The sequence below is a fragment of the Undibacterium sp. TJN25 genome, from assembly GCF_049339885.1.
In the GTDB taxonomy this organism is placed as follows: Bacteria; Pseudomonadota; Gammaproteobacteria; order Burkholderiales; family Burkholderiaceae_D; genus Undibacterium.
The window spans coordinates 403,552-423,146 of sequence record NZ_JBMPPM010000005.1 but is presented as its reverse complement, the minus strand read 5'-3'; the positions used below and the strand labels follow the sequence as shown (position 1 = coordinate 423,146).

Sequence of the window (19,595 nt, the reverse complement as noted above, 5' to 3'; positions counted from 1 at the left end):
GCTTCATGGTCGGGCGCGGTAGCGCATCGTATGGTATCTTTAGAGCAAAACTACACTATAAGAGACAACAATGAGCCAAACCCGCCTGAGCGGCCTGGACCTCGTATCGGCAATCGGCGTCGTGTTCATCTGGGGCACCAATTTCGTTGCGATGAAACTGGCGCTGCACGATTTCACTCCGTTGCAACTGGGCGCGGCGCGCTATGTGTTTGCCGTGCTGCCGCTGATCCTCATTATCAAGCCGCCCAAGCTGCACTGGAAATGGGTCGTGGCCTACGGGCTGTGCCAGGGCGTCGGCCAGTTCGGCCTGCTGTTCATCGCGCTGCAGATGGGCATGACGGCAGCGCTGGCATCGGTGCTGCTGCAAACCCAGGTCTTCTTCACCGCGCTGTTCAGCTACGTGCTGCTGCATGAAAAAGTCAGCAAACCCCTGCAGGCGGGTTTGTGCCTGGCAGCGCTGGGGCTGGCCTGCTTTGCGATGAACTACCTGCATCCACATGCGGCCAGCGCGCTGGGTTTCATACTGAGCCTGGGGGCGGCCGCGATGTGGGCTGTCTCCAATATCGTGGTGCGCCGCGCGCAAAAAGCCACGCCCAATTTTGAGGTCGTGCCTTTCATGGTATGGAGCAGCCTGATACCGGTGCTGCCCTTCGTCGGCCTGTCGCTGCTGTTCGACACGTCGGCCACGCACTGGCGCTGGCTCTCGGCGTCCTGGAGCAGCTGGGCATCGATTGCCTACCTGGGCTGGATCGCGACCATACTCGCCTACGCCTTGTGGACCGGCCTGCTGAAGCGCCATGCCGTCAACCGTGTCGCGCCTTTCAGCCTGGGCGTGCCGGTAGTCGGGCTGGCGACCGGCATGCTGGTATTGGGCGAGGTCATCACCGCGTGGCAGTGGGCCGGCATCGCGCTGGTGGTGGCATCGCTGGTCTGCGTGCTGTTCGGCGGCCGCCTGCTGCAAAAATGGGCTGCACCCGCAACCGCTGCCGCCGGTAAATAGGAGTAGAGGAAAATGCAATGAGCTACCTGTGCGACGCATCCCGTTCGATGCTGATCGTCATCGACCTGCAGCAAAAGCTGATGCCGGTGATCACCGATGGCGAACAGGTGCTGGCGCGCGCATCGCTGCTGGCGCAGGCGGCCAGGCTGCTACACATACCTGTGCTGGGCACGGTGCAGCAGCCGCTGCGCCTCGGCCCTACCGTCCCGGCCATCCACACACTGCTGGATCGCACGATAGAAAAAGCAGACTTCGACGCCTGCGCCCGGCCGGAGTTCCTGGCAGCGCTGGACAGCGGCAGGGACGAGCTGATCCTGGCCGGATGCGAAGCGCATGTGTGCGTATTGCAAACAGCAATGGGACTGCTGCACAGGAAGCACAAGGTCAGGCTGGTCAGCGACGCTGTCGGCTCGCGCAATCCGGCCGACAAGGCCGCCGCCCTGCACAGGGCGCGGGCAGCAGGTGCGGAGGTGGTCAGTTCTGAAATGGTGATGTTTGAATGGATGCGGCACAGCGAGCATCCGCAGTTCAAGCAGATTCTCAAACTGATCAAATAGCCGGCATGGCAGCGCGACGGAAAACATGGCGTCTGCCGGTTTTTGCCGGACTGCTGCTGCTGGTATTGCTGCCCATCAATCTGGCACTGCTGTATGCGGCGGTTGCCTGGACGCTGGTGCTGTTCCCGCTGAATTCAGGGTCTGCTGCTGCAGCGCCGGCAATCGACGCCTATGTGCTGAGCAACGGCGTGCATACCGACCTCGTGTTCCCGGTGAAGAGCAAGCTGATCGACTGGGAATCGCGCTTCCCGAAAAAGGATTTCGCCGCCGTGCCGGCCGATGCCGACTACATCGCCATCGGCTGGGGCGACCGCGACTTTTACCTGAACACGCCGGAATGGAAGGACCTGACGCTGTCGCGGGCGCTGGGCGCGCTGACGGGCCGGCACGGCGCGCTGCTGCATGTCACCTACCTGCGCAAGGCAGACCTTTTGCAGCAGGCTTATACGATGAGGCTAAGCGAAGATAGCTATCGTGAACTGATACTGCATGTGGAATCTTCCGCCCGCCTGCAGGACGGCCGCTCGGTCGCGGTGCCTGGCCGTTATGGCAGCCAGGACGCTTTTTACGAAGCGCTAGGCAGCTACTCCGTCTTCACTACCTGCAACACCTGGACCGGCACAGGGCTGCGGCGTGCCGGCATCAAGGTCAGCCGGTGGACGCCGTTCGACACGCTGGTCGTCTGGCATCTGCCGCGATATATTCACGGCTAGCCAGAGTCGCTCATCCCCTTAACTGACGATATGCACGTTGCGGCCGCTGATCTTGCTTTGCTGAGGATTCCCGTACACGCGGATGCTGCCGGAGGCGCTGGCATTGGCTTCCAGCGCGCGAGTGACAGCGGCGGAAATGCTGCCCGAGCCGTAGCTGAACAGTTCTGCCGATTCCGCTGTCAGCTGGCGCAGGTCGGCGCTACCGGAGCCGTGCACGCTGGCAGTCAGCTGGCGCACGCTGCCGCTGGCCTTGAGCGAGCCGGAGCCGAGGATTTCAGCCGTCAGCTGCGTGCAATTGGACAGGCCCATGCTGATGCCGCCGGAAGCCGACATTTTCACATTGGCGCGCGCAGTGCGGTAGGAAGAGGCATCGATGCTGCCTGAACCGCGCGAGCGCAGATCAAGATTATTGCCGGCGCCTTCCAGGCGCACACTGCCCGAACCATTGACCTGCACCGCCAGATTATCGTTTTGCAGCGCCGTCGCCTCCACGCTGCCGGAACTGTTGACGGTAATACTGCGCAGCGCGGTGGTCGTGTAGCGGACGCGCAGTGCATTGCGTGTATGGAAACCGCCGTCCACGCGGACTTTCAGCACGCCGTCGCGCACTTCGGTCTTCAGCAGCGGCAGCAGATTGGAATCACCCTCCACTTCCAGCGTATTGGCCGAGCCCATGCTGACGACAACGCTGACCGAACCATTGACTTCCAGTGCATCGGCCGGGGTCACCTGGCGCGCTTCGCGTGTGAGCTCGCCGTTGCCGGTCACGCCGCCGCCGTCAAAAGAAGTATGCACATGCGCATCGTCGCCCGAAGCGATGATGACACAGCCGCCAAGAGCGGCAACGCTGGAAAGGGCCGCAATGGCGCACAGGGAACGTAGTTTATTATTTTTCATGGTCTGTAATTATTGAGGTGTGGGTGGAGGTTGATCGGAACCGCATAAATAGTGCGACCAGTATGCCGAGACAAGATACGAGCGGCATGCCCTTTGCGACAGGTTGCAAAATTGCGATGACAGAAGGCAAATTCATTGTCTTTTATTGAAAAAATGATAATCTTGCAGGATGCGATAACAATAATGATGTGATAACAAGGGGATATCCATGAATCTCGTCTTTCTGGATGTGGCCATCGGCCTGGGCACGATCTTTTTCCTGGTTGCGACTTTTTGCGCCGGCCTGCTGGAAGTGCTCGCCGGCTACCTGAACCTGCGCGGCAAGACGCTGTGGGAAGGCATACAAAGTATCCTGATCGCCGGCGACCTCAAGCTGGGCAACACACCGCGGCAGGACGTGGTGGCAGCAGAAGATCCCGGTAACCGTATCTCGCAGGATTTGCTGGCGCATCCGCTGATACGCGGCCAGGTGCCGGACAAGTTCGGCGTGCTGGACCTGTTCCGCTGGTTGCGCGGCCAGCGCGTGCCCACCGCCGACAGCGGCGATACCAAGCCCTCCTACCTGAAAGCGGCGACCTTTGCGGTCACGCTGGTCGATACCATACGCAAGACATACAAAAATGCGGACAGCATAGGCATCGCCGCCGACCTGGAACAGGCCATTGCCAACATGCCGCCCAGCGAGTTGAAGACGACGCTGCAGTCCTTTGTCGACAAGGCAGAAGGCGACATGGAAAAGGTGCACCAGTCCATAGAAGCCTGGTTCAACGAGGCGATGGACAGGGTCAGTGGCTGGTACAAGCGCCGCTCGCAGGCGCTGCTGTTCCTGATCGGCCTGCTGGCGGCTATCATCTTCAACATCGATTCCATCCAGATCTTCAAGCAGCTGTGGCGTGAGCCGACGATGCGCGAGATGATGGTCAAGCAGGCGGAAGGCGTCTCCATCCCGGTCACGCAGGAGAATGAAGTGCCGGGCGTGGACCTGGTGGAGCAAAGCCAGAAAATGCTGAATACCCTGCCCCCTTCTCTGCCCATAGGCTGGCCGGCGGCAGCGTGGTCGGAAAAGCCCTTCATCAAAAAAACGCCGCTGCAGGCGCTGTGCGATGTGCTTCTGCTCGTGATTGGCTGGCTGATTACCGCCAGCGCCGCCACCATGGGAGCGCCGTTCTGGTTCGACCTGATCAGTGCCTTGCTGCCTCTCCGCTCAGGCGGCAAGCCAGCAGACGGCAAGGACGTCAAACCGGCCAAACCCAAGAAAGAAGACTAGGGCACGCCTTCATTCGTCAGCGCAGCTTCCTGCCTTATCCAGCCGCTGAACTCGCTGACCTCCGCCCTGCCCTGCCCGGGCCGGGCGATCAGCCAGTAGCCCACACCCGCTACCTCGCTGCTGCGTTTGCCGGCCAGCACCAGATGACCCTGCCGCAGCAGCGGCTGCACCAGCGCCAGCCTGCCCAGCGCAATGCCGTGGCCCGCCAGCGCCGCCTGTATCACCTGATCGTACTGGTTGAAGCGCAGCACGCCCTTGGGCTTGACCTTATCCAGGCCGGCGGCGCGCAGCCAATCCGCCCATTGCATCCACGGCCTCTGCGGCTCATCCAGCTCCAGTAGTATGCTTTTTTCCAATGCGCTTTTCGATTCTATATGGCGAATCTTCAGCGAAGGATGGGCCACCGGCGCCATGTTTTCGCCAAACAGCTTCACCGCGCCTGCCGGCGCCGACGCATCGCTGCAATAGCGTATCGCCAGATCAATGTCTTCTTGTTCCAGATTAATGATCTTGTTGCCGGCAGCGACGCGCACGTCTATGTTGGGGTAGCGGCTCTGGAATTCGCCCAGCCGCGGCACCAGCCACAGCGAGGTTACGCCGAGGCTGGCGGTAATCGTCACCGGCCGCCGTTCGTCGGCGCGGCGCATGGAGGCGGTGAGTTCGGACAGCTGCTGCAGCCAGCCGTCCGCACAGCGGAACAGGCGCAGGCCGTCGTCTGTCAGGTCGATGGAGCGGTGCCGCCGTATGACCAGGCTGGTGCCGAGGAATTCTTCCAGACTCTTTACCTGGCGGCTGATCGCCGACTGGGTCAGGAACAGGTCTTCAGCCGCGCGGGTGAAACTCATGCGGCGCGCTACGGCGACAAAACCGCGCACCAGGTCCAGCGGCGGCAGCTTGCCAAGCGGATCGCTCATGGAAGCAGCTCCTTAAGATAATCAATCACATTCCCTCCACGCATGCGAGTCATGCAAATAAGTCGTTTGAGCCGCTTCCATTTTAAGGCTTTAATAGCATGCATGGAACTCATACGACAACTCTTTCGCCTCCTTCGCCGGAATGTGGTTCGCTCCAACGGCAGCATCCGGGTGGGCGCGCTGCTGGAACTGGAACGGCGCTCGGCGCTGGCGATCTGCCATGATGCCGGCGTCCGCCTGCATTGCAGCCGCGGCTCGCTGTGGGTAACCCAGCTGGGTAACGCCGAAGACGAGGTACTCGGCCCCGGCCAGGAGCTGCATGTGCGTGCCGGTCAGGACCTGGTGATCCAGGCTTTTTCGGCATCGACGCTGCAGGTGGAACTTTGCAGTGCACATGCGGGCAAGGATGACCGCAGCGACAGCATGACCGTGAATTTCGTCGACCAATGGTACCGCCAGCCCGACCAGGCAACGCGGCTCCGCTTCAGCATTGAAGGGCCCTTCGGCCTTGCAGTACAAGCACCCTTCCATGGAAAATAGCCTGATGCCTTACTACTCTCTGCCTTTAGCATGGCACTCCTCAAACCCGGGAGCGTTACGATGAACATCATGAAGAATGCAAACAGCTGGCAGACGCCGCTGCTGGTCGTCGTCTGCGGCGGCATCTTGCTCGGCATCTCGATGGGCGCGCGCAATGTGCAGGGCCTGTTCATGCTGCCGATGATCAGCGAGCGCGGCTGGACGCGGGAAACCTTCGGCGTGGCGATTGCGCTGCAAAATATTGTCTGGGGTCTTTCCCAACCGCTGGCCGGCATGGTTGCGGACCGCTACGGCTCCGTCAAGGTGATGCTGGCCGGCAGCCTGCTGTATGCAGTGGGCCTGTATCTGGAAGCAACGGCAACTTCCGCCATCGGCCTGCATGCGGGTGCCGGCGTGCTGATAGGGCTGGGGCTGTCGGGCACTGCCTTTGCCGCCGTGTACGGTGCCATCAGCCGTATCGCCGCGCCGGCGCAGCGCAGCTGGGCGCTGGGCATGGCGGGCGCCATAGGCGGCCTGTGCCAGTTTGTGATGGTGCCGGTAGCGCATGGCCTGATCGCCGGGCTGGGATGGGTCACGGCCTTTATTATCATTGCCGCCGTATTCGTCGCCGCGGCGCCGGCTTCGTTCGCACTGCAAGACCAGGGCAAAGGACAAGGCGGTGCGGGTGGCCAATCCATGTCTGCCGCGATACGCGCTGCGTTCTCGCATCGCGGCTTCTGGCTGCTGAATGCGGGTTTTCTCGCGTGCGGCTTCCAGCTGGCCTTTATCGCCACCCACCTGCCGGCCTATCTTATGGACAAGGGCATGCAGCCGCGCGACGCAGTAATTGCGCTGGCGATCATCTCGCTGGCGAATATCATCGGCACCTATTGCTGCGGCGTGCTGGGCGGCCGATATAGCCGTAAATACCTGTTGTCCGGCCTGTACCTGGTGCGCTCCGCAGCGATTGCCGCCTTTGTCTTGCTTCCGGTGTCGCAGGCCAGCCTGTATGCGTTCGCGGCCGTCATGGGGCTGACGTGGCTGGGCACGGTGCCGCTGACCAACGGCATCGTATCCCAGGTGTTTGGGCTGAAATACCTGGCGACGCTGTTCGGTTTCGTATTCTTCGGCCACCAGCTGGGCGCCTTCCTCGGCGTATGGCTGGGCGCCTATGTATTCGACGCTACCCATTCCTACCAGGCGGTATGGCTGCTGTCGATTGCATTGGGTTTGCTGGCCTGCCTGTTGCATCTGCCGATAGATGAAAGACAGCTGGAGACCGGTGCGCCGCTACCGGCATGAGTATTGCCGGGTCATTCGTATAAGAAAAAAAGGCGGGCACGAATGCCCGCCGAACTTACTCCCCCAATAACACGGTTGTGGAAATTCAGGTCTTAAGCCTGTGCAAAGTGTTGCCAGACGGGCCGGAACCTCCTTTGATCTTTACATCGGAAACGCACCCAGACGTTTCAGGCTGCCGGAGCCCAGCACGGTTTTGCTGATATGCGGGTCGCCGTAGTAGGCAACGTCGCCGGAACCTGCCACCGTCAATGACAGGCTGTCCCTGGCGGCGACAGTCAGGCGGCCCGAACCGCCTATACTGATTTCCACTACTTTGGCTTTCAGGCTGCCTGCATCGATCTTGCCGGAGCCTCCTATTGCCACCGACATCGAATCCGCCGTGCCCGCCGCCTTCATGGCGCCGCTGCCGCCCAGCGCAATGGACAATTCACCGGCATCCAGCGCCTTGATGTCGACATTGCCGGAACCGCCCAGGTTGACCGCCAGCCTGGCTGCATGCAGCTTGCCGGAAGAAATGGTGCCCGAGCCTCCAAGATTGATGCTGTCCACGTTTTTCAGCCTGACAACGATGTTCATCGTCCGGGTTTCCAGGTTGGTACTGCGCTTGACCGTGCGTATCTTCAGCTGGCCGCGCTCTACCAGTGTTTCTATCTGCGGCAGCAGATTGTCGTCAGTCTCTATCGTCACACTCTCGGTGTTGTCCTGCACCAGCTCCACGCTGGCCGGCACGCCGATGGAAATACTATTGAAGCCGCTGACAGTCCGCACCTGCTTTTCTATCTTGCCGGAACCCGTGACCCTGTTGGATCCGATGCTCCATTCTTCCGCATGGGCCGGTACGGTAGACAAGGTGGCAGCGCCCAGCAGCATGGCGGCAGCGCAGAAGCCGTTTTTCAGGCGTGAAGAGGTTGGCATGATGCGTCCTTTTTTTTGGGTTTGCGGGGGCAATTTATTCTACCGAGGCCATGGATAATCGATGAAAACCGCATGGCCCCGTCTGATGAATGGCATCTTACAGAAAGCAGCGGGCCGTTCAGCAGGAATGCGATGAAATGCGCTTAACGCGGGACAGAATGCGCTTTGGAAGGATTTATCGCGAGGCCGGGCAACTTTGATCAGGATCAAGCCGGTGCGATGGGGGACGATGTAGAGTGAGGGCAGTAATGAAAATGGCCCGCTCATTGGGCCACTGAATAAGCCGCTAAATGCGACCCTAGGTGCGGCCACTAAGTACGGACATTTTACAGGGCTATCCGGCACCGCCCGCTAGCGGGCAAGGATCGGATATCAATTGGAATAGACTCAGATACAGGCGCGTTGCGAGCCTATAGTCTGGCAGGTGACCTTGGCGCCCTTGCTGCTCATGTAGACGGTCTGGCTGCCGATCTGGTGGCCGGTCCATTGCATGCCCTTGGCATCGGTAATGACGGCGGACTCGGTATTTTTTTGCCTGCGGTTATCGGCGGTAACAAACGCGCTGTCCCTGCCTTCGGTGGCAAAGGGATTGGTGAATTTGTCTGCTGTCAGCAGGGGGCTGCCGGGTTTCTGGATCTTTCCCTGATAGGCGCCAGCATCTTCGCAAGAATACTTCTGGTCTACATAGGTGCAGGCGGTTTGTGCAAACGCCGTGGCGGATACGGAACAAACGGATAACAATGCTACAAGTGCAACAGGCAATTTCATGGTGTCTCCTAATAACTGCTGACTGCTTTTGCTGGCTGCTTTTTTTGCCGGCTGCTTTATTGCTTGTCATCCCGTCGAGGCTCAAAGCCTTTTTTTGTTCGCGGGATTTTTTTTGTTAAGAGACACAATAGAACACCCTAAATGGTATTGTCAATTTCTAGTTTGCCGCCAGGTCCGCTTATCCTCGCTGCACTGCAATAGAAATTTTTATGCGAGGCGCAGGAGCTTGTCCTGAGCCCGTGAAATCGGCTTTGTTGCAATGCATCACCGTTAGCTGCCGAACAGACGCTGCACAGCGGCGACTTCACCATATTGCCGAGATGGCGAAATATTAACCGGTACCAATACAACAACAATGACGGGAACAAGTATGGAGCAGACCGCAACCGGCAAACCGGACAGTACCGCAGGGCTGGACGGTGACGAACCCTTCCTGGCCAAGCTTGGGCCCGGCCTGATTACCGGCGCCGCCGACGACGACCCCAGCGGCATCGCTACCTATTCGCAAGCCGGCGCGCAATTCGGCTTCAACATGCTATGGACGGTGCTGCTGACCTACCCGCTGATGGTGGGCATACAAGTGGTCAGCGCCCGCATAGGCCGGGTCAGCGGGCATGGCCTCGCCACCAATATCGCCCGGCACTATCCGCGCTGGCTGCTGTATTCCATCATCAGCCTGTTGTTAATCGCCAACACTATCAACATCGGCGCCGACGTCGCCGCCATGGGCGAAGCCATGACCTTGCTCACCGGCGGGTCCGCCCAATGGTATGCAATCGGCTTCGGCCTGCTGTCCGTGCTGTTGCAGGTGCTGGTCCCATACCACCGCTATGTCAGGGTGCTGAAATGGCTGACGCTGGCGCTGCTGGCCTATGTGGCAACAGTATTTGTCGTACGCATCCCGTGGCAGCAGGTGGCGCTGCATACGCTGCTGCCGCACATTTCCTTGAAGACCGACTACATCACCACCGTCGTCGCGCTGTTCGGCACCACCATCAGCCCTTACCTGTTTTTCTGGCAGGCATCGCAGGAAGTGGAAGAGCTGCGGGCCAAGCCGGACGAGCATGACCTGCTGCAAGCGCCCGAGCAAGCGCGGGCCAGCCTGCACCGCATCAAGATCGACACCTACATCGGCATGGGCTTTTCCAATATGGTGGCCTTTTTCATCATGTTGACCACCGCCGTCACGCTGCACATGCACGGCATTACCGATATCCAATCCTCGGCACAAGCGGCACAGGCGCTGAAACCGATTGCCGGGGAGTTTGCTTTCCTGCTCTTCAGCGCCGGCATTATCGGCACCGGCCTGTTGGCGATTCCGGTGCTGGCGGGGTCTTCCGCCTACGCCATTGCCGGCAGCTTCAAATGGAACAACAGCCTTGAGTACGAACCCGGCAAGGCCAAGGGCTTTTATGCGGTGATTGCGGTATCGACGCTGATAGGCGTGGCGCTGAGCCAGAGTAGCATCGACCCTATCAAGGCACTGTACTGGAGCGCGGTGATCAACGGCGTGATCTCCGTGCCGGTGATGGTCGTCATGATGCTGATGGCGGTCAAGCCGGAAATCATGGGGCAGTTTGTCATCAGCACACGCCTGAAAGTGCTGGGCTGGATGGCGACCGGGGTAATGGGACTCGCGGTGGCGGCGATGCTGGCAACGCTGTGAGTCCGCGATAGAAATTCGTTAACAGCTTAAAAAATAGCAGGGCCGGCACTGCGCCGGCCCCGCTTTGTCCAAACCAGTTCATCATTATCTGATGCGCACGCGGTGATTGAAAAAGAATGCCGGGCTGGAGAAGCTTAAACCCGGCATTCCCTGCTCTATGCCAGCGTGCGTATCGTCGCTTCCCTGTCCCACTGGCGAGTTTTGGCCGCTGCGATGAACTTGTCCGGCGCGGTAATTTCTATCACGCCGGCATCGGGATCAATGCCTGCAGTCTGCAGCAATGCCTGGCCGCCTTCGTCGATGCCGATGGCTTTCAGGTGGCCGTAGGCGTCCCGGACAAAGTCAATGGCGGCAGCTTCCTTGCCCAGCATCGCGGCAGCATCGGTGGACAGGATGACAGCGACGGCATCGAACATGACCGATGGCGTTCCTGCCAATTGGCCGTCGGCTTTCAACAACGAGCCATCCGCCAGCTTGATGTTGCCGACCTTGGGTGCAATGATTTTCACCGTCGCTTTCTCTGCCGCAACCCGCTTGCTGATGGCATCGATGGACTTCTTGTCCGAACCGTCTGCAATCAGTATGCCGACCATGCGTCCTTCCAGCGTGTCTTTCATTTTGCCGATGATTTGCAAGGCCGGCGACACGGCCAGGTCCTGGACAGGCGCCGCGGGTTTCGGCGCCGGTGGCAATTTATCGAGGTTGATGCCGTTTGCAACACGCTGGGCCAGGTCTTCATCGATATTAAGCAGGTGGCCCACCATCGCTTCGCGGATGTGCAGGTGATCTACCTTGGACAACTCAAATACCAGGGCAGAAGCGAGATGAGCCTGCTCGTGCGCAGTCTGGCTCAGGTAGAACTGGCGTGCCTGGCTGTAGTGGTCGGCGAAGCTTTCCGCTCTTACCCTGCCCTTGGCGCCGCTTTCGTCAGCGCCAAAGCTGGTGAAGCCAGTGGCAGGATTTTCGCGCGGTGAATCATTGGCCAGCGAATTCGGCTCATACGCAACCCGGCCCTTGGGCTGTTGCATCTGCATGTGGCCGTCGCGCTGATGGTTGGCAAACGGACATTTGGGTGCATTGACCGGGATCTGGTGGAAATTCGGCGAGCCCAGCCGCGACAGCTGCGTATCCAGATAAGAAAACAGGCGACCCTGCAACAGAGGATCGTTGGAAAAATCGATGCCGGGAGGGATATGCGAAGGACAGAACGCCACCTGCTCGGTCTCGGCAAAGAAATTATCCGGCCAGCGGTTCAGCACCATGCGCCCTATCACTTCCAGCGGCACCAGTTCTTCCGGAATCAGCTTGGTGGGATCGAGATGGTCGAAAGGAAAACTGTCGGCCTGCTCCTCGTTAAACAGTTGCACGGCAAGCTCCCATTCCGGAAAGGCGCCTGCGCTGATGGCATCGAACATATCGCGCCGGTGGTAATCGGGATCTGCACCGGCGATCTTGACTGCCTCATCCCAGATTGTCGATTGCAGGCCCAGTTTCGGCCGCCAGTGGAATTTAACGAAGGTGGAATCGCCATCTGCATTGATCAGCCGGAAGCTATGGACGCCGAAACCTTCGACCATGCGCAGCGAACGGGGAATCGTACGGTCGGACATGATCCACATAACCATGTGCATCGATTCGGGCGTCAGTGAAATGAAGTCCCAGAAGGTGTCATGTGCGGTGGCCGATTGTGGAAAACCACGATCCGGCTCCATCTTGACAGCATGCACGAGATCAGGAAACTTGATCGCATCCTGGATGAAGAAGACAGGAATATTGTTGCCGACCAGATCCCAATTGCCCTCCTTCGTATACATCTTGACGGCAAAGCCGCGTACATCGCGCGGGGTGTCGACGGAACCTGCACCGCCGGCCACGGTGGAGATTCGGGTAAACAATGGGGTCTGCTCACCAATCTCGGTCAGGATTTTTGCTGTCGTGTATTTTTCCAGCGACTTTTCCAGTTCAAAGAAGCCATGTGCAGCGGTGCCGCGCGCATGCACGATACGTTCGGGAATGCGCTCATGGTCAAAGTGGGTAATTTTTTCACGCAGGATGAAATCTTCCAGCAGCGTAGGCCCCTTGCGGTTCGCCCTCAGGGAATTCTGGTTGTCCGCAATGGGCACGCCCTGGTTGGTCGTCAGGTCAGGCTGTCCGGCGCCGGCTTGCTGATGCAATTCTCCGCCGTTGCCTACCGATACGGAAGGGTCCTGGGCCGGGCTGGCGTTTTTACCCTTTGCGGCGCCCGTTGCTGCTTTCGATGTAGGCATGGTGTTTCTCCAATTGTCCAGTTGTTGAATAGATTGACTGATAGATGGATACATGAATTGCATTTGGTCCCGCCACGTCATGGAATGCATCGCATGCCCAGATGGCAGCCAGCATGTCCGCTGCCTTTGTCGGCAATCTTTGGACGTACACAGGAAATTCAGGAAAGAAGGTGGCAAGAAAGCCATTTCCACGCACTAAGATATGCGGAGGGATAGACAGTGTATGTACGCCAGCGAACCGTGGAACGGCGGCCTCTACCAAGGGATATCGGCGACATTTTCAGGTGGAAATATTGCTTTCATCGACCGGCTTTTTTTGTCCGTTTTTTACAGCTTTACCTGGTCGAGCAGGCGGATGAAGTTGACGGCGTTCGCCGGCTTGACGATGTAGGTATTCTCAAACCCCTCCCTGACGGAAAGCACATTTTCCGGTGTCGCTTCTTCGGACACCAGCAATATCGGCACCTCCTTCATTTCCGGCAGACTGGTGAGGGACTGGATCAGTTGAATGCAGTCCGAAAAGGCCCCGGCGCACTCCGCAATCAGCAGCTTGATGGGCTTCTGGGTCAATGCGGCGGACCTGACGATACGCATCGCCTTTTTGGCCCCTGTCACGCGGTCCACCAGCGGGTAACCTATACTCGTCAATAAGCCGGCCATATCGAATTGGGCAAGTACCGAGGTATTTACTACGAGAAAGCGTAAATGGGAATTCATGAACCATTACCTTGATAGCGAATGATGCAGCCTAGCAGTTCACACCGGTTTATCGGTGTGCTAGCCCACTTATAGATTCGTTTCGAGAACGGGTTCCAGTTTGCCTGCCAGCCATGGGCCTGCTTGGGTGCGGTAAATGACCGATAGCCAATCCGGTCCGCTGCTCTAATAGGCTTTCGCTAATCAGGATGGTGCCATGACAGAACTGGTGGTGGTCCGCAAAGAGGGTTTGTACTGCGTGCCCGGGGATTTTTATATCGATCCCTGGCGGCCTGTGCCGCGCGCCGTGATCACGCATGCACATTCGGACCACGCCCGCGTTGGCCATGAGCATTACCTTGCTGCGGCCGACGGCGTGGACATTTTAAAAGCCCGCCTCGGCGATATCCATATCGACGGTCTGCCCTATGGTGAAAGAATCCTCCACAACGACGTGGCCGTGTCGCTGCATCCTGCGGGACACGTACTCGGTTCAGCCCAGGTGCGGATGGAATATCGCGGCGAAGTCTGGGTTGCCTCCGGCGACTACAAGGTCGAAGCCGACGGCACCTGCGCGCAGTTCGAGCCGGTGCAATGCGACACCTTCATCACCGAATCCACATTTGGCTTGCCGATTTACCGCTGGCAGCCGCAACGGGATATTTTCAGCGATATCAACCAATGGTGGCAGCGCAATGCAGAAGAAGGCCGGGCCAGCGTGCTGTTCTGTTACTCCTTCGGCAAGGCGCAGCGTATCCTGCACGGCCTGGATCCGGACATCGGCCCCATTATCTGCCACGGCGCGGTACAGGCGTTGAACCAGGCCTATCGCGATGCCGGGGTCCGGCTGCCGCCAACGCTGATGGTCGGCGATGTCGCAGACAAGGCAGACCTGAGACGCTGTATCGTGATCGCCCCGCCGTCGGCCGGCAGTTCACCGTGGATCAAGCGTTTTGGCGACTACAGCGACGCCTTTGCCAGCGGCTGGATGCAGTTGCGCGGCGCGCGGCGCAGGCGCGGCGTGGACCGCGGCTTTGTATTGTCCGACCATGCGGACTGGCCGGGCCTGATGCAGGCCATTGCTGCCACCGAAGCAAAGCGCGTCATCGTTACCCATGGCTCCATACCGACCATGGTGCGCTACCTGCAGCAGACCGGCTTGCAGGCGGGCGGCTTCGATACCGAATACGGCAATGAAGACGACGAATTACCCGCGACGGACCCGGCAAACACGGCAGCGGCAGACACCATTGATACTGTAACTGTAACTGTAAGTGCGCCAGAAAGCGCGGTCGGCCATGCGTGAATTTGCCCGGCTGTATGCCGAACTGGATGAAACCACGTCCACGCTGCGCAAACTGGAAGCGCTGAAAGCCTATTTCAGCAGCGCCGCGCCGGACAATGCTGCATGGGCTGTGTATTTCCTCGCCGGCGGAAAGCCACGCCAGGCAGTGCCGACCAAACTGCTGCGCCAGTATGCAATGGAGTATGCGGGCATAGAGGAATGGCTGTTTGAAGAGTGCTATCACGCCGTCGGCGACCTGGCCGAAACAATCGCCCATGTCTTGCCGCCACCCAGCAGCCACAGCGACGTCGGTCTGGCAGACTGGATGCTGGAACGCATCGCACCTTTGCGCGGCGCGGCGCCCGAAACGATACGCGCGGCACTGTTCTCGTACTGGGATGAACTGCAGGGTCCGGAACGATTCCTGCTGGGCAAGCTGATCGGCGGCGGCTTCCGAGTCGGTGTATCCAAGCTGCTGGTGACACGCGCGCTGGGCGATATCGCCGCAGTGGATAACAAGCTGATCGCCCAGCGCCTGATGGGTTGGACTGACGGCCGGACGGCGCCTACCGCTGCGGGCTTCCTGCAACTGATCAGCGCCCGCTCAGAGCAGGAACATGCACTGCGCGGCGGCCAGCCCTATCCTTTTTTCCTGGCGCATCAGTTGCAGGGAGAACCGCAGGCATTGGGCAACGTGCGCCAGTGGCAGGTGGAATGGAAGTATGACGGCATACGCGCGCAACTGGTAGCGCGCGAAGGGCAGAATTATCTGTGGTCGCGCGGCGAAGACCTGATTACCGAACGCTTCCCGGAAATTACCGCTATCAAGCTGCCGGAAGGCACGGTGGTGGATGGAGAAATCCTGGTATGGCGTGACGACAAGCCTGCGCCATTTGCCGACCTGCAAAAGCGCATAGGACGCAAGACGCTGTCGGCCAAGCTGCTGGCCGAATTGCCTGCGGTGCTGGTCGCCTACGACGTGTTGGAACTGGAAGGCGTAGACATCCGCCACTTGCCGCAAAAGGAAAGGCGCGCGCTGCTGGAAAACCTGGTGCAGCAAACCGAGAATCCGGTGTTGAAGATATCTCCGCTGGTCATGGCGCCCGGCTGGGAAGAGCTGGCGGAGATACGGCGCAGTTCACGCGCCCGCGGTGTGGAAGGCATGATGCTGAAAGCCGTCGATGCGCAATACGGCGTCGGCCGCACCAAGAATGTCGGTACCTGGTGGAAATGGAAGGTCGATCCGTACACGATAGATGCAGTGCTGATCTATGCGCAGAGCGGCCACGGCCGTCGCGCATCGCTGTACACCGACTATACCTTTGCCGTCTGGGATGGAGAGAGCAGCGCCGGCGCCGATGGCGAGCGCAAGCTGGTGCCTTTTGCCAAGGCCTACTCCGGCCTGACAGACGCGGAAATCGCGCAGGTCGATGCGGTGATCCGCAAGACCACAATCGAGAAATTCGGCCCGGTGCGCAGCGTCACGCCGAGCATGGTGTTTGAAATAGGCTTCGAAGGTATTGCGCTGTCCACGCGGCACAAGGCAGGTATCGCGGTGCGCTTTCCCCGCATATTGCGGCGGCGCGAAGACAAGGCCATAGAAGAAGCCGATACGCTGGACAACCTGAAAGCCCTGCTGGCGGCGGATGCGCATGAGCTCGCCGGCTGACGCGGTAAAAACCTGGTTCGCCGCACGCGGCTGGAAGATATTCAGCTTCCAGCGCCAGGTATGGAAGGCGGCCGCAGGCGGCCAGTCCGGCATGCTGCACGCCAGCACCGGTTCCGGCAAGACCTATGCCGTCTGGTTCGCCGCGCTGTTGCGGGCCATGGACCGGAAAGCCGCAAAACGCCAGAAGGCGGGTTTGCGCGTGCTATGGATTACACCGATGCGCGCACTGGCTGCCGACACGCTACGCGCGCTGCAAGAGCCGCTGGCGGAACTGCTGCCCGGCTGGAGTATCAGCGCCCGCACCGGCGACACCAGTTCCGCAGAACGCGCGCGCCAGGCCAAGGCCTTGCCTTCGGCACTGATCACCACGCCGGAAAGCCTGTCTCTGATGCTGAGCAAGGCCGATGCGCAGGCACAGTTTGCAGCACTGGATATGGTAATCGTCGATGAGTGGCATGAACTGATGGGCAACAAGCGCGGCGTGCAGACGCAACTGGCGCTGGCGCGGCTGAGGGCATGGAACCCGGAACTGCTGGTGTGGGGCCTGTCCGCCACGCTGGGCAACCTGCAGCAGGCGCAGGATGCCTTGCTGGGCAAGAACGGGGGCGCACTGGTGCAGGGCGAGATGCGCAAGCAGATCAAGGTGGATACGCTGATACCGGACCACCCTTCCCGCTTCCCCTGGGCCGGCCATCTCGGCATACAGATGCTGCCCGCGGTGATCGCCGAAATAGACAAGCATGTCAGCACGCTGGTGTTTACCAATACCCGCTCGCAGGCGGAAATCTGGTACCAGCACCTGCTGGATGCCCGTCCCGACTGGGCCGGACTGATTGCGCTGCATCACGGATCGCTGGACAAGGAAGTGCGCGAATGGGTAGAACAGGGCCTGAAGAAAGGACAGTTGAAGGCCGTGGTCTGCACATCCAGCCTGGACCTGGGCGTAGACTTCCTGCCGGTGGAACGCGTATTGCAGATCGGTAGCGCGCGCGGCGTCGCGCGCCTGCTGCAACGCGCAGGACGCAGCGGCCATGCGCCGGGGCGTGTGTCGCGTGTGACACTAGTGCCGACGCATACGCTGGAACTGCTGGAAGCGGCCGGCGCCAAGCAGGCGGTGGCACTGCGCCAGATAGAAGCGCGGCAGGTGCCGGAAAAACCTTTGGATGTACTGGTGCAGCACCTGGTCACCGTGGCGCTGGGCGGCGGCTTCCGCTCCGAGGCCTTGTATGAAGAAGTCAGAACCGCTTATTCCTACAGGCACCTGACGCCGCAGGAGTGGCAGTGGGCACTGGATTTTGTCGCGCGCGGCGGCCAGAGCCTGACGGTTTACCCGGAATACCGGCGCGTGCTGCCCGATGAAGAAGGCATCTACCGCGTGCCCGATATTGCACTGGGGCGCAGGCACAGGATGAGCATAGGCACCATCGTGTCGGAAGCCTCGATCAACGTTAAATTTCTCAGCGGCGGCCGCATCGGACAAATAGAAGAATCCTTTATTTCCCGGCTTAGCAAGGGCGACCATTTCCTGTTCGGCGGCCGGGTGCTGGAATTTATCCGCGTGTATGAAATGACGGCCTATGTGAAGCGTGCCACCGGCAGCAAAGGCGCGGTGCCGCGCTGGCAAGGCGGCAAGATGCCACTGTCTTCCGAACTCGCGCACGCCGCGCTGGAACAACTGCGTCAGGCGTCGCAGCAGGAATACAGCAGCCCGGAAATGCGAGCATTGAAGCCTTTGCTGGACATCCAGCAGCGCTGGTCCGCCCTGCCCACGGCGGAAACCCTGCTGGTGGAGACCATGCATAGCCGCGAAGGCTATCACTTGTTCATGTACCCGTTCGGCGGCCGCGCCGTGCATGCGGGGCTGGCTTCGCTGCTGGCCTACCGTATTGCCAAGCATCGGGCAAACACGTTTTCCATCGCCTTCAACGACTACGGCTTTGAACTGCTGGCGCCGGAACAGATGGACTGGCCCGCCTTGTTCAATGCTGAGCATGGCAGCGGCATTGCACTGTTCAGTACCGAGCTATTGCTGGAGGATGTGTTGTCCAGCCTGAATGCGACCGAGCTGTCGCAGCGGCGCTTTCGCGAAATCGCGCGCATTGCGGGACTGGTGTTCCAGGGCTATCCCGGCCAGCCGAAATCGACACGACAGTTGCAGGCATCGTCCAGTCTGTTCTTTGAAGTGTTTCGCAAACACGATGCCGGCAACCTGCTGCTGACACAGGCCCAGCGTGAAGTGCTGGAACAGGAACTGGAACTGACGCGGCTGCGCGATACCTTGCTGGAATTGCAGGAGCGCGACATCGCGCTGAGGGCGATACCCCGGCCGACGCCATTCGCCTTTCCACTGATGGTGGAACTGTTCCGCGAAAAACTCAGTACGGAAAAATTATCCGACCGCGTGGCCCGCATGCTGCGCGACCTGGAAAAGGCGGCCACGCCATGACCGGCTTCCCGGTGACGATTGACGGAGAACGCCTGCTGCTGCTGCCGCAAAAGGCGATCTACTGGCCGGCTGAAAAAGTGCTGATCATTGCCGACATCCATTTCGGCAAGGCCGGTGCTTTCCGCGCACTCGGCGTACCGGTGCCGGGCGGCACCACAAGCCAGAACCTGGCGGCGCTGGATGGGCTGATCGCAGCCTACGACGTGCGCCACATATTGTTCCTGGGGGATTTTCTGCATGCCAAAAGCACTGCGGCTTCCAGCCTGCGCGCAATGCAGGCCTGGCGCGACCGCCATCCAGACCTGCGACTGACGCTGGTGCGCGGCAACCATGACCTGAATGCCGGCGACCCGCCGCAGGCACTGCGCATCCATGTTGTGGACGAACCTCACCGCATCCGGGGCTTCGCGTTCTGCCACCATCCCAGCATCACCAGCGACGCTTATGTAATGGCAGGCCACGTCCACCCTGCCTACCGCCTGTCCAGCCGTTACGAATCGCTGCGCATGCCCTGCTTTGTCATAGGCCGCAGCCGCGCCATTCTGCCGTCCTTCGGTGCGTTCACCGGCGCCTATACGATTACGCGCCAGGCCGAAGAAAAAATCTTTGTGATTGCTGACGACGCTGTCATTGCAGTCAACCACAGCAAATAGGGATGGAAGCGGCCTCGCGAGGCGATGCCGCTTCCTGGTGGATCGATTACAGGGATTACAG

At 60.0% G+C, this 19,595-nt stretch carries 17 protein-coding genes; 11 read left to right on the top strand and 6 right to left on the bottom strand.

The annotated features are described in order from the left end of the window. Positions 1–70 precede the first annotated feature (70 nt). The 3 genes from ACO0LO_RS15255 to ACO0LO_RS15245 are packed head-to-tail and all read left to right on the top strand — an operon-like array spanning position 71 to position 2,270. Positions 71–1,000, top strand: a complete 930-nt coding sequence (locus ACO0LO_RS15255; RefSeq protein WP_422965086.1) for an EamA family transporter — start codon at positions 71–73, stop codon at positions 998–1,000. A gap of 17 nt (positions 1,001–1,017) precedes the next feature. Further along, the gene (locus ACO0LO_RS15250) at positions 1,018–1,557 is read left to right on the top strand and encodes an isochorismatase family protein (RefSeq protein WP_422965085.1); all 540 of its coding nucleotides are present in this window, start codon (positions 1,018–1,020) and stop codon (positions 1,555–1,557) included. 5 nt (positions 1,558–1,562) lie between these two features. Further along, positions 1,563–2,270, top strand: a complete 708-nt coding sequence (locus ACO0LO_RS15245) for a TIGR02117 family protein (RefSeq protein WP_422965084.1) — start codon at positions 1,563–1,565, stop codon at positions 2,268–2,270. Between the two features lie 18 nt (positions 2,271–2,288). Here the strand turns inward: ACO0LO_RS15245 and ACO0LO_RS15240 are convergent, their stop codons facing one another. Continuing rightward, positions 2,289–3,167: a head GIN domain-containing protein gene (locus ACO0LO_RS15240; RefSeq protein ID WP_422965083.1), complete on the bottom strand. Its 879-nt coding sequence runs from the start codon at positions 3,165–3,167 to the stop codon at positions 2,289–2,291. A 208-nt stretch (positions 3,168–3,375) separates the two neighbouring features. Here ACO0LO_RS15240 and ACO0LO_RS15235 point away from each other — a divergent pair, with 208 nt between their 5' ends. Beyond that, entirely contained in the window at positions 3,376–4,434 is a 1,059-nt protein-coding gene (locus tag ACO0LO_RS15235; protein WP_422965082.1) for a hypothetical protein, read from the top strand. Here the strand turns inward: ACO0LO_RS15235 and ACO0LO_RS15230 are convergent. After that, entirely contained in the window at positions 4,431–5,348 is a 918-nt protein-coding gene (locus tag ACO0LO_RS15230) for a LysR substrate-binding domain-containing protein (protein WP_422965081.1), read from the bottom strand. The two genes, ACO0LO_RS15235 and ACO0LO_RS15230, sit on opposite strands and share 4 nt — an antisense overlap. A 144-nt stretch (positions 5,349–5,492) precedes the next feature. On the opposite strand from ACO0LO_RS15230, the gene ACO0LO_RS15225 reads away from it, so the two are divergent. Together ACO0LO_RS15225 and ACO0LO_RS15220 are read left to right on the top strand one after the other, a co-directional pair. After that, entirely contained in the window at positions 5,493–5,888 is a 396-nt protein-coding gene (locus tag ACO0LO_RS15225; RefSeq protein ID WP_422965080.1) for a DUF2917 domain-containing protein, read from the top strand. Positions 5,889–5,957: 69 nt separating this feature from the next. After that, complete coding sequence (locus tag ACO0LO_RS15220; protein WP_422965079.1) at positions 5,958–7,169, top strand: MFS transporter; 1,212 nt, start codon at positions 5,958–5,960, stop codon at positions 7,167–7,169. Positions 7,170–7,310: 141 nt separating this feature from the next. On the opposite strand, the gene ACO0LO_RS15215 is transcribed toward ACO0LO_RS15220, so the two are convergent. Together ACO0LO_RS15215 and ACO0LO_RS15210 are read right to left on the bottom strand one after the other, a co-directional pair. After that, positions 7,311–8,084 (bottom strand): head GIN domain-containing protein, encoded by a 774-nt coding sequence (locus tag ACO0LO_RS15215; RefSeq protein ID WP_422965078.1) that lies wholly within the window; start codon positions 8,082–8,084, stop codon positions 7,311–7,313. A gap of 387 nt (positions 8,085–8,471) precedes the next feature. Beyond that, complete coding sequence (locus tag ACO0LO_RS15210; protein WP_422965077.1) at positions 8,472–8,852, bottom strand: hypothetical protein; 381 nt, start codon at positions 8,850–8,852, stop codon at positions 8,472–8,474. Positions 8,853–9,222: 370 nt separating this feature from the next. Here ACO0LO_RS15210 and ACO0LO_RS15205 point away from each other — a divergent pair, with 370 nt between their 5' ends. Continuing rightward, the gene (locus tag ACO0LO_RS15205) at positions 9,223–10,518 is read left to right on the top strand and encodes an NRAMP family divalent metal transporter (protein ID WP_422965076.1); all 1,296 of its coding nucleotides are present in this window, start codon (positions 9,223–9,225) and stop codon (positions 10,516–10,518) included. 155 nt (positions 10,519–10,673) lie between these two features. Here ACO0LO_RS15205 and ACO0LO_RS15200 read toward each other — a convergent pair whose 3' ends face one another. Both ACO0LO_RS15200 and ACO0LO_RS15195 read right to left on the bottom strand, forming a co-directional pair. Further along, positions 10,674–12,785, bottom strand: a complete 2,112-nt coding sequence (locus ACO0LO_RS15200) for a catalase (RefSeq protein ID WP_422965075.1) — start codon at positions 12,783–12,785, stop codon at positions 10,674–10,676. A 327-nt stretch (positions 12,786–13,112) separates the two neighbouring features. Next, positions 13,113–13,502 (bottom strand): hypothetical protein, encoded by a 390-nt coding sequence (locus tag ACO0LO_RS15195; RefSeq protein ID WP_422965074.1) that lies wholly within the window; start codon positions 13,500–13,502, stop codon positions 13,113–13,115. Between the two features lie 196 nt (positions 13,503–13,698). Between ACO0LO_RS15195 and ACO0LO_RS15190 the strand changes: the two genes are divergently transcribed. Genes ACO0LO_RS15190 through pdeM form a run of 4 tightly spaced genes read left to right on the top strand, consistent with a single transcriptional unit; the run spans position 13,699 to position 19,534 of the window. Beyond that, the gene (locus tag ACO0LO_RS15190) at positions 13,699–14,787 is read left to right on the top strand and encodes a ligase-associated DNA damage response exonuclease (protein WP_422965073.1); all 1,089 of its coding nucleotides are present in this window, start codon (positions 13,699–13,701) and stop codon (positions 14,785–14,787) included. Beyond that, on the top strand, positions 14,780–16,435 hold the full coding sequence (locus tag ACO0LO_RS15185; protein WP_422965072.1) for an ATP-dependent DNA ligase: 1,656 nt from the start codon (positions 14,780–14,782) through the stop codon (positions 16,433–16,435). The genes ACO0LO_RS15190 and ACO0LO_RS15185 overlap by 8 nt, the downstream gene beginning before the upstream one ends. Continuing rightward, positions 16,419–18,881, top strand: coding sequence for a ligase-associated DNA damage response DEXH box helicase (locus ACO0LO_RS15180; protein WP_422965071.1), 2,463 nt, complete (start codon positions 16,419–16,421; stop codon positions 18,879–18,881). The genes ACO0LO_RS15185 and ACO0LO_RS15180 overlap by 17 nt, the downstream gene beginning before the upstream one ends. Next, positions 18,878–19,534, top strand: a complete 657-nt coding sequence (pdeM, locus tag ACO0LO_RS15175; protein ID WP_422965070.1) for a ligase-associated DNA damage response endonuclease PdeM — start codon at positions 18,878–18,880, stop codon at positions 19,532–19,534. Before ACO0LO_RS15180 ends, pdeM begins: the two co-directional genes overlap by 4 nt. Positions 19,535–19,595 lie beyond the last annotated feature (61 nt).

Coding starts and splice junctions, on each gene's coding strand:
- ACO0LO_RS15255 (WP_422965086.1), top strand. CDS start 71: ATGAGCCAAACCCGCCTGAGCGGCCTGGACCTCGTATCGGCAATCGGC.
- ACO0LO_RS15250 (WP_422965085.1), top strand. CDS start 1,018: ATGAGCTACCTGTGCGACGCATCCCGTTCGATGCTGATCGTCATCGAC.
- ACO0LO_RS15245 (WP_422965084.1), top strand. CDS start 1,563: ATGGCAGCGCGACGGAAAACATGGCGTCTGCCGGTTTTTGCCGGACTG.
- ACO0LO_RS15240 (WP_422965083.1), bottom strand. CDS start 3,167: ATGAAAAATAATAAACTACGTTCCCTGTGCGCCATTGCGGCCCTTTCC.
- ACO0LO_RS15235 (WP_422965082.1), top strand. CDS start 3,376: ATGAATCTCGTCTTTCTGGATGTGGCCATCGGCCTGGGCACGATCTTT.
- ACO0LO_RS15230 (WP_422965081.1), bottom strand. CDS start 5,348: ATGAGCGATCCGCTTGGCAAGCTGCCGCCGCTGGACCTGGTGCGCGGT.
- ACO0LO_RS15220 (WP_422965079.1), top strand. CDS start 5,958: ATGAAGAATGCAAACAGCTGGCAGACGCCGCTGCTGGTCGTCGTCTGC.
- ACO0LO_RS15215 (WP_422965078.1), bottom strand. CDS start 8,084: ATGCCAACCTCTTCACGCCTGAAAAACGGCTTCTGCGCTGCCGCCATG.
- ACO0LO_RS15210 (WP_422965077.1), bottom strand. CDS start 8,852: ATGAAATTGCCTGTTGCACTTGTAGCATTGTTATCCGTTTGTTCCGTA.
- ACO0LO_RS15205 (WP_422965076.1), top strand. CDS start 9,223: ATGGAGCAGACCGCAACCGGCAAACCGGACAGTACCGCAGGGCTGGAC.
- ACO0LO_RS15200 (WP_422965075.1), bottom strand. CDS start 12,785: ATGCCTACATCGAAAGCAGCAACGGGCGCCGCAAAGGGTAAAAACGCC.
- ACO0LO_RS15195 (WP_422965074.1), bottom strand. CDS start 13,502: ATGAATTCCCATTTACGCTTTCTCGTAGTAAATACCTCGGTACTTGCC.
- ACO0LO_RS15190 (WP_422965073.1), top strand. CDS start 13,699: ATGACAGAACTGGTGGTGGTCCGCAAAGAGGGTTTGTACTGCGTGCCC.
- ACO0LO_RS15185 (WP_422965072.1), top strand. CDS start 14,780: ATGCGTGAATTTGCCCGGCTGTATGCCGAACTGGATGAAACCACGTCC.
- ACO0LO_RS15180 (WP_422965071.1), top strand. CDS start 16,419: ATGAGCTCGCCGGCTGACGCGGTAAAAACCTGGTTCGCCGCACGCGGC.
- pdeM (WP_422965070.1), top strand. CDS start 18,878: ATGACCGGCTTCCCGGTGACGATTGACGGAGAACGCCTGCTGCTGCTG.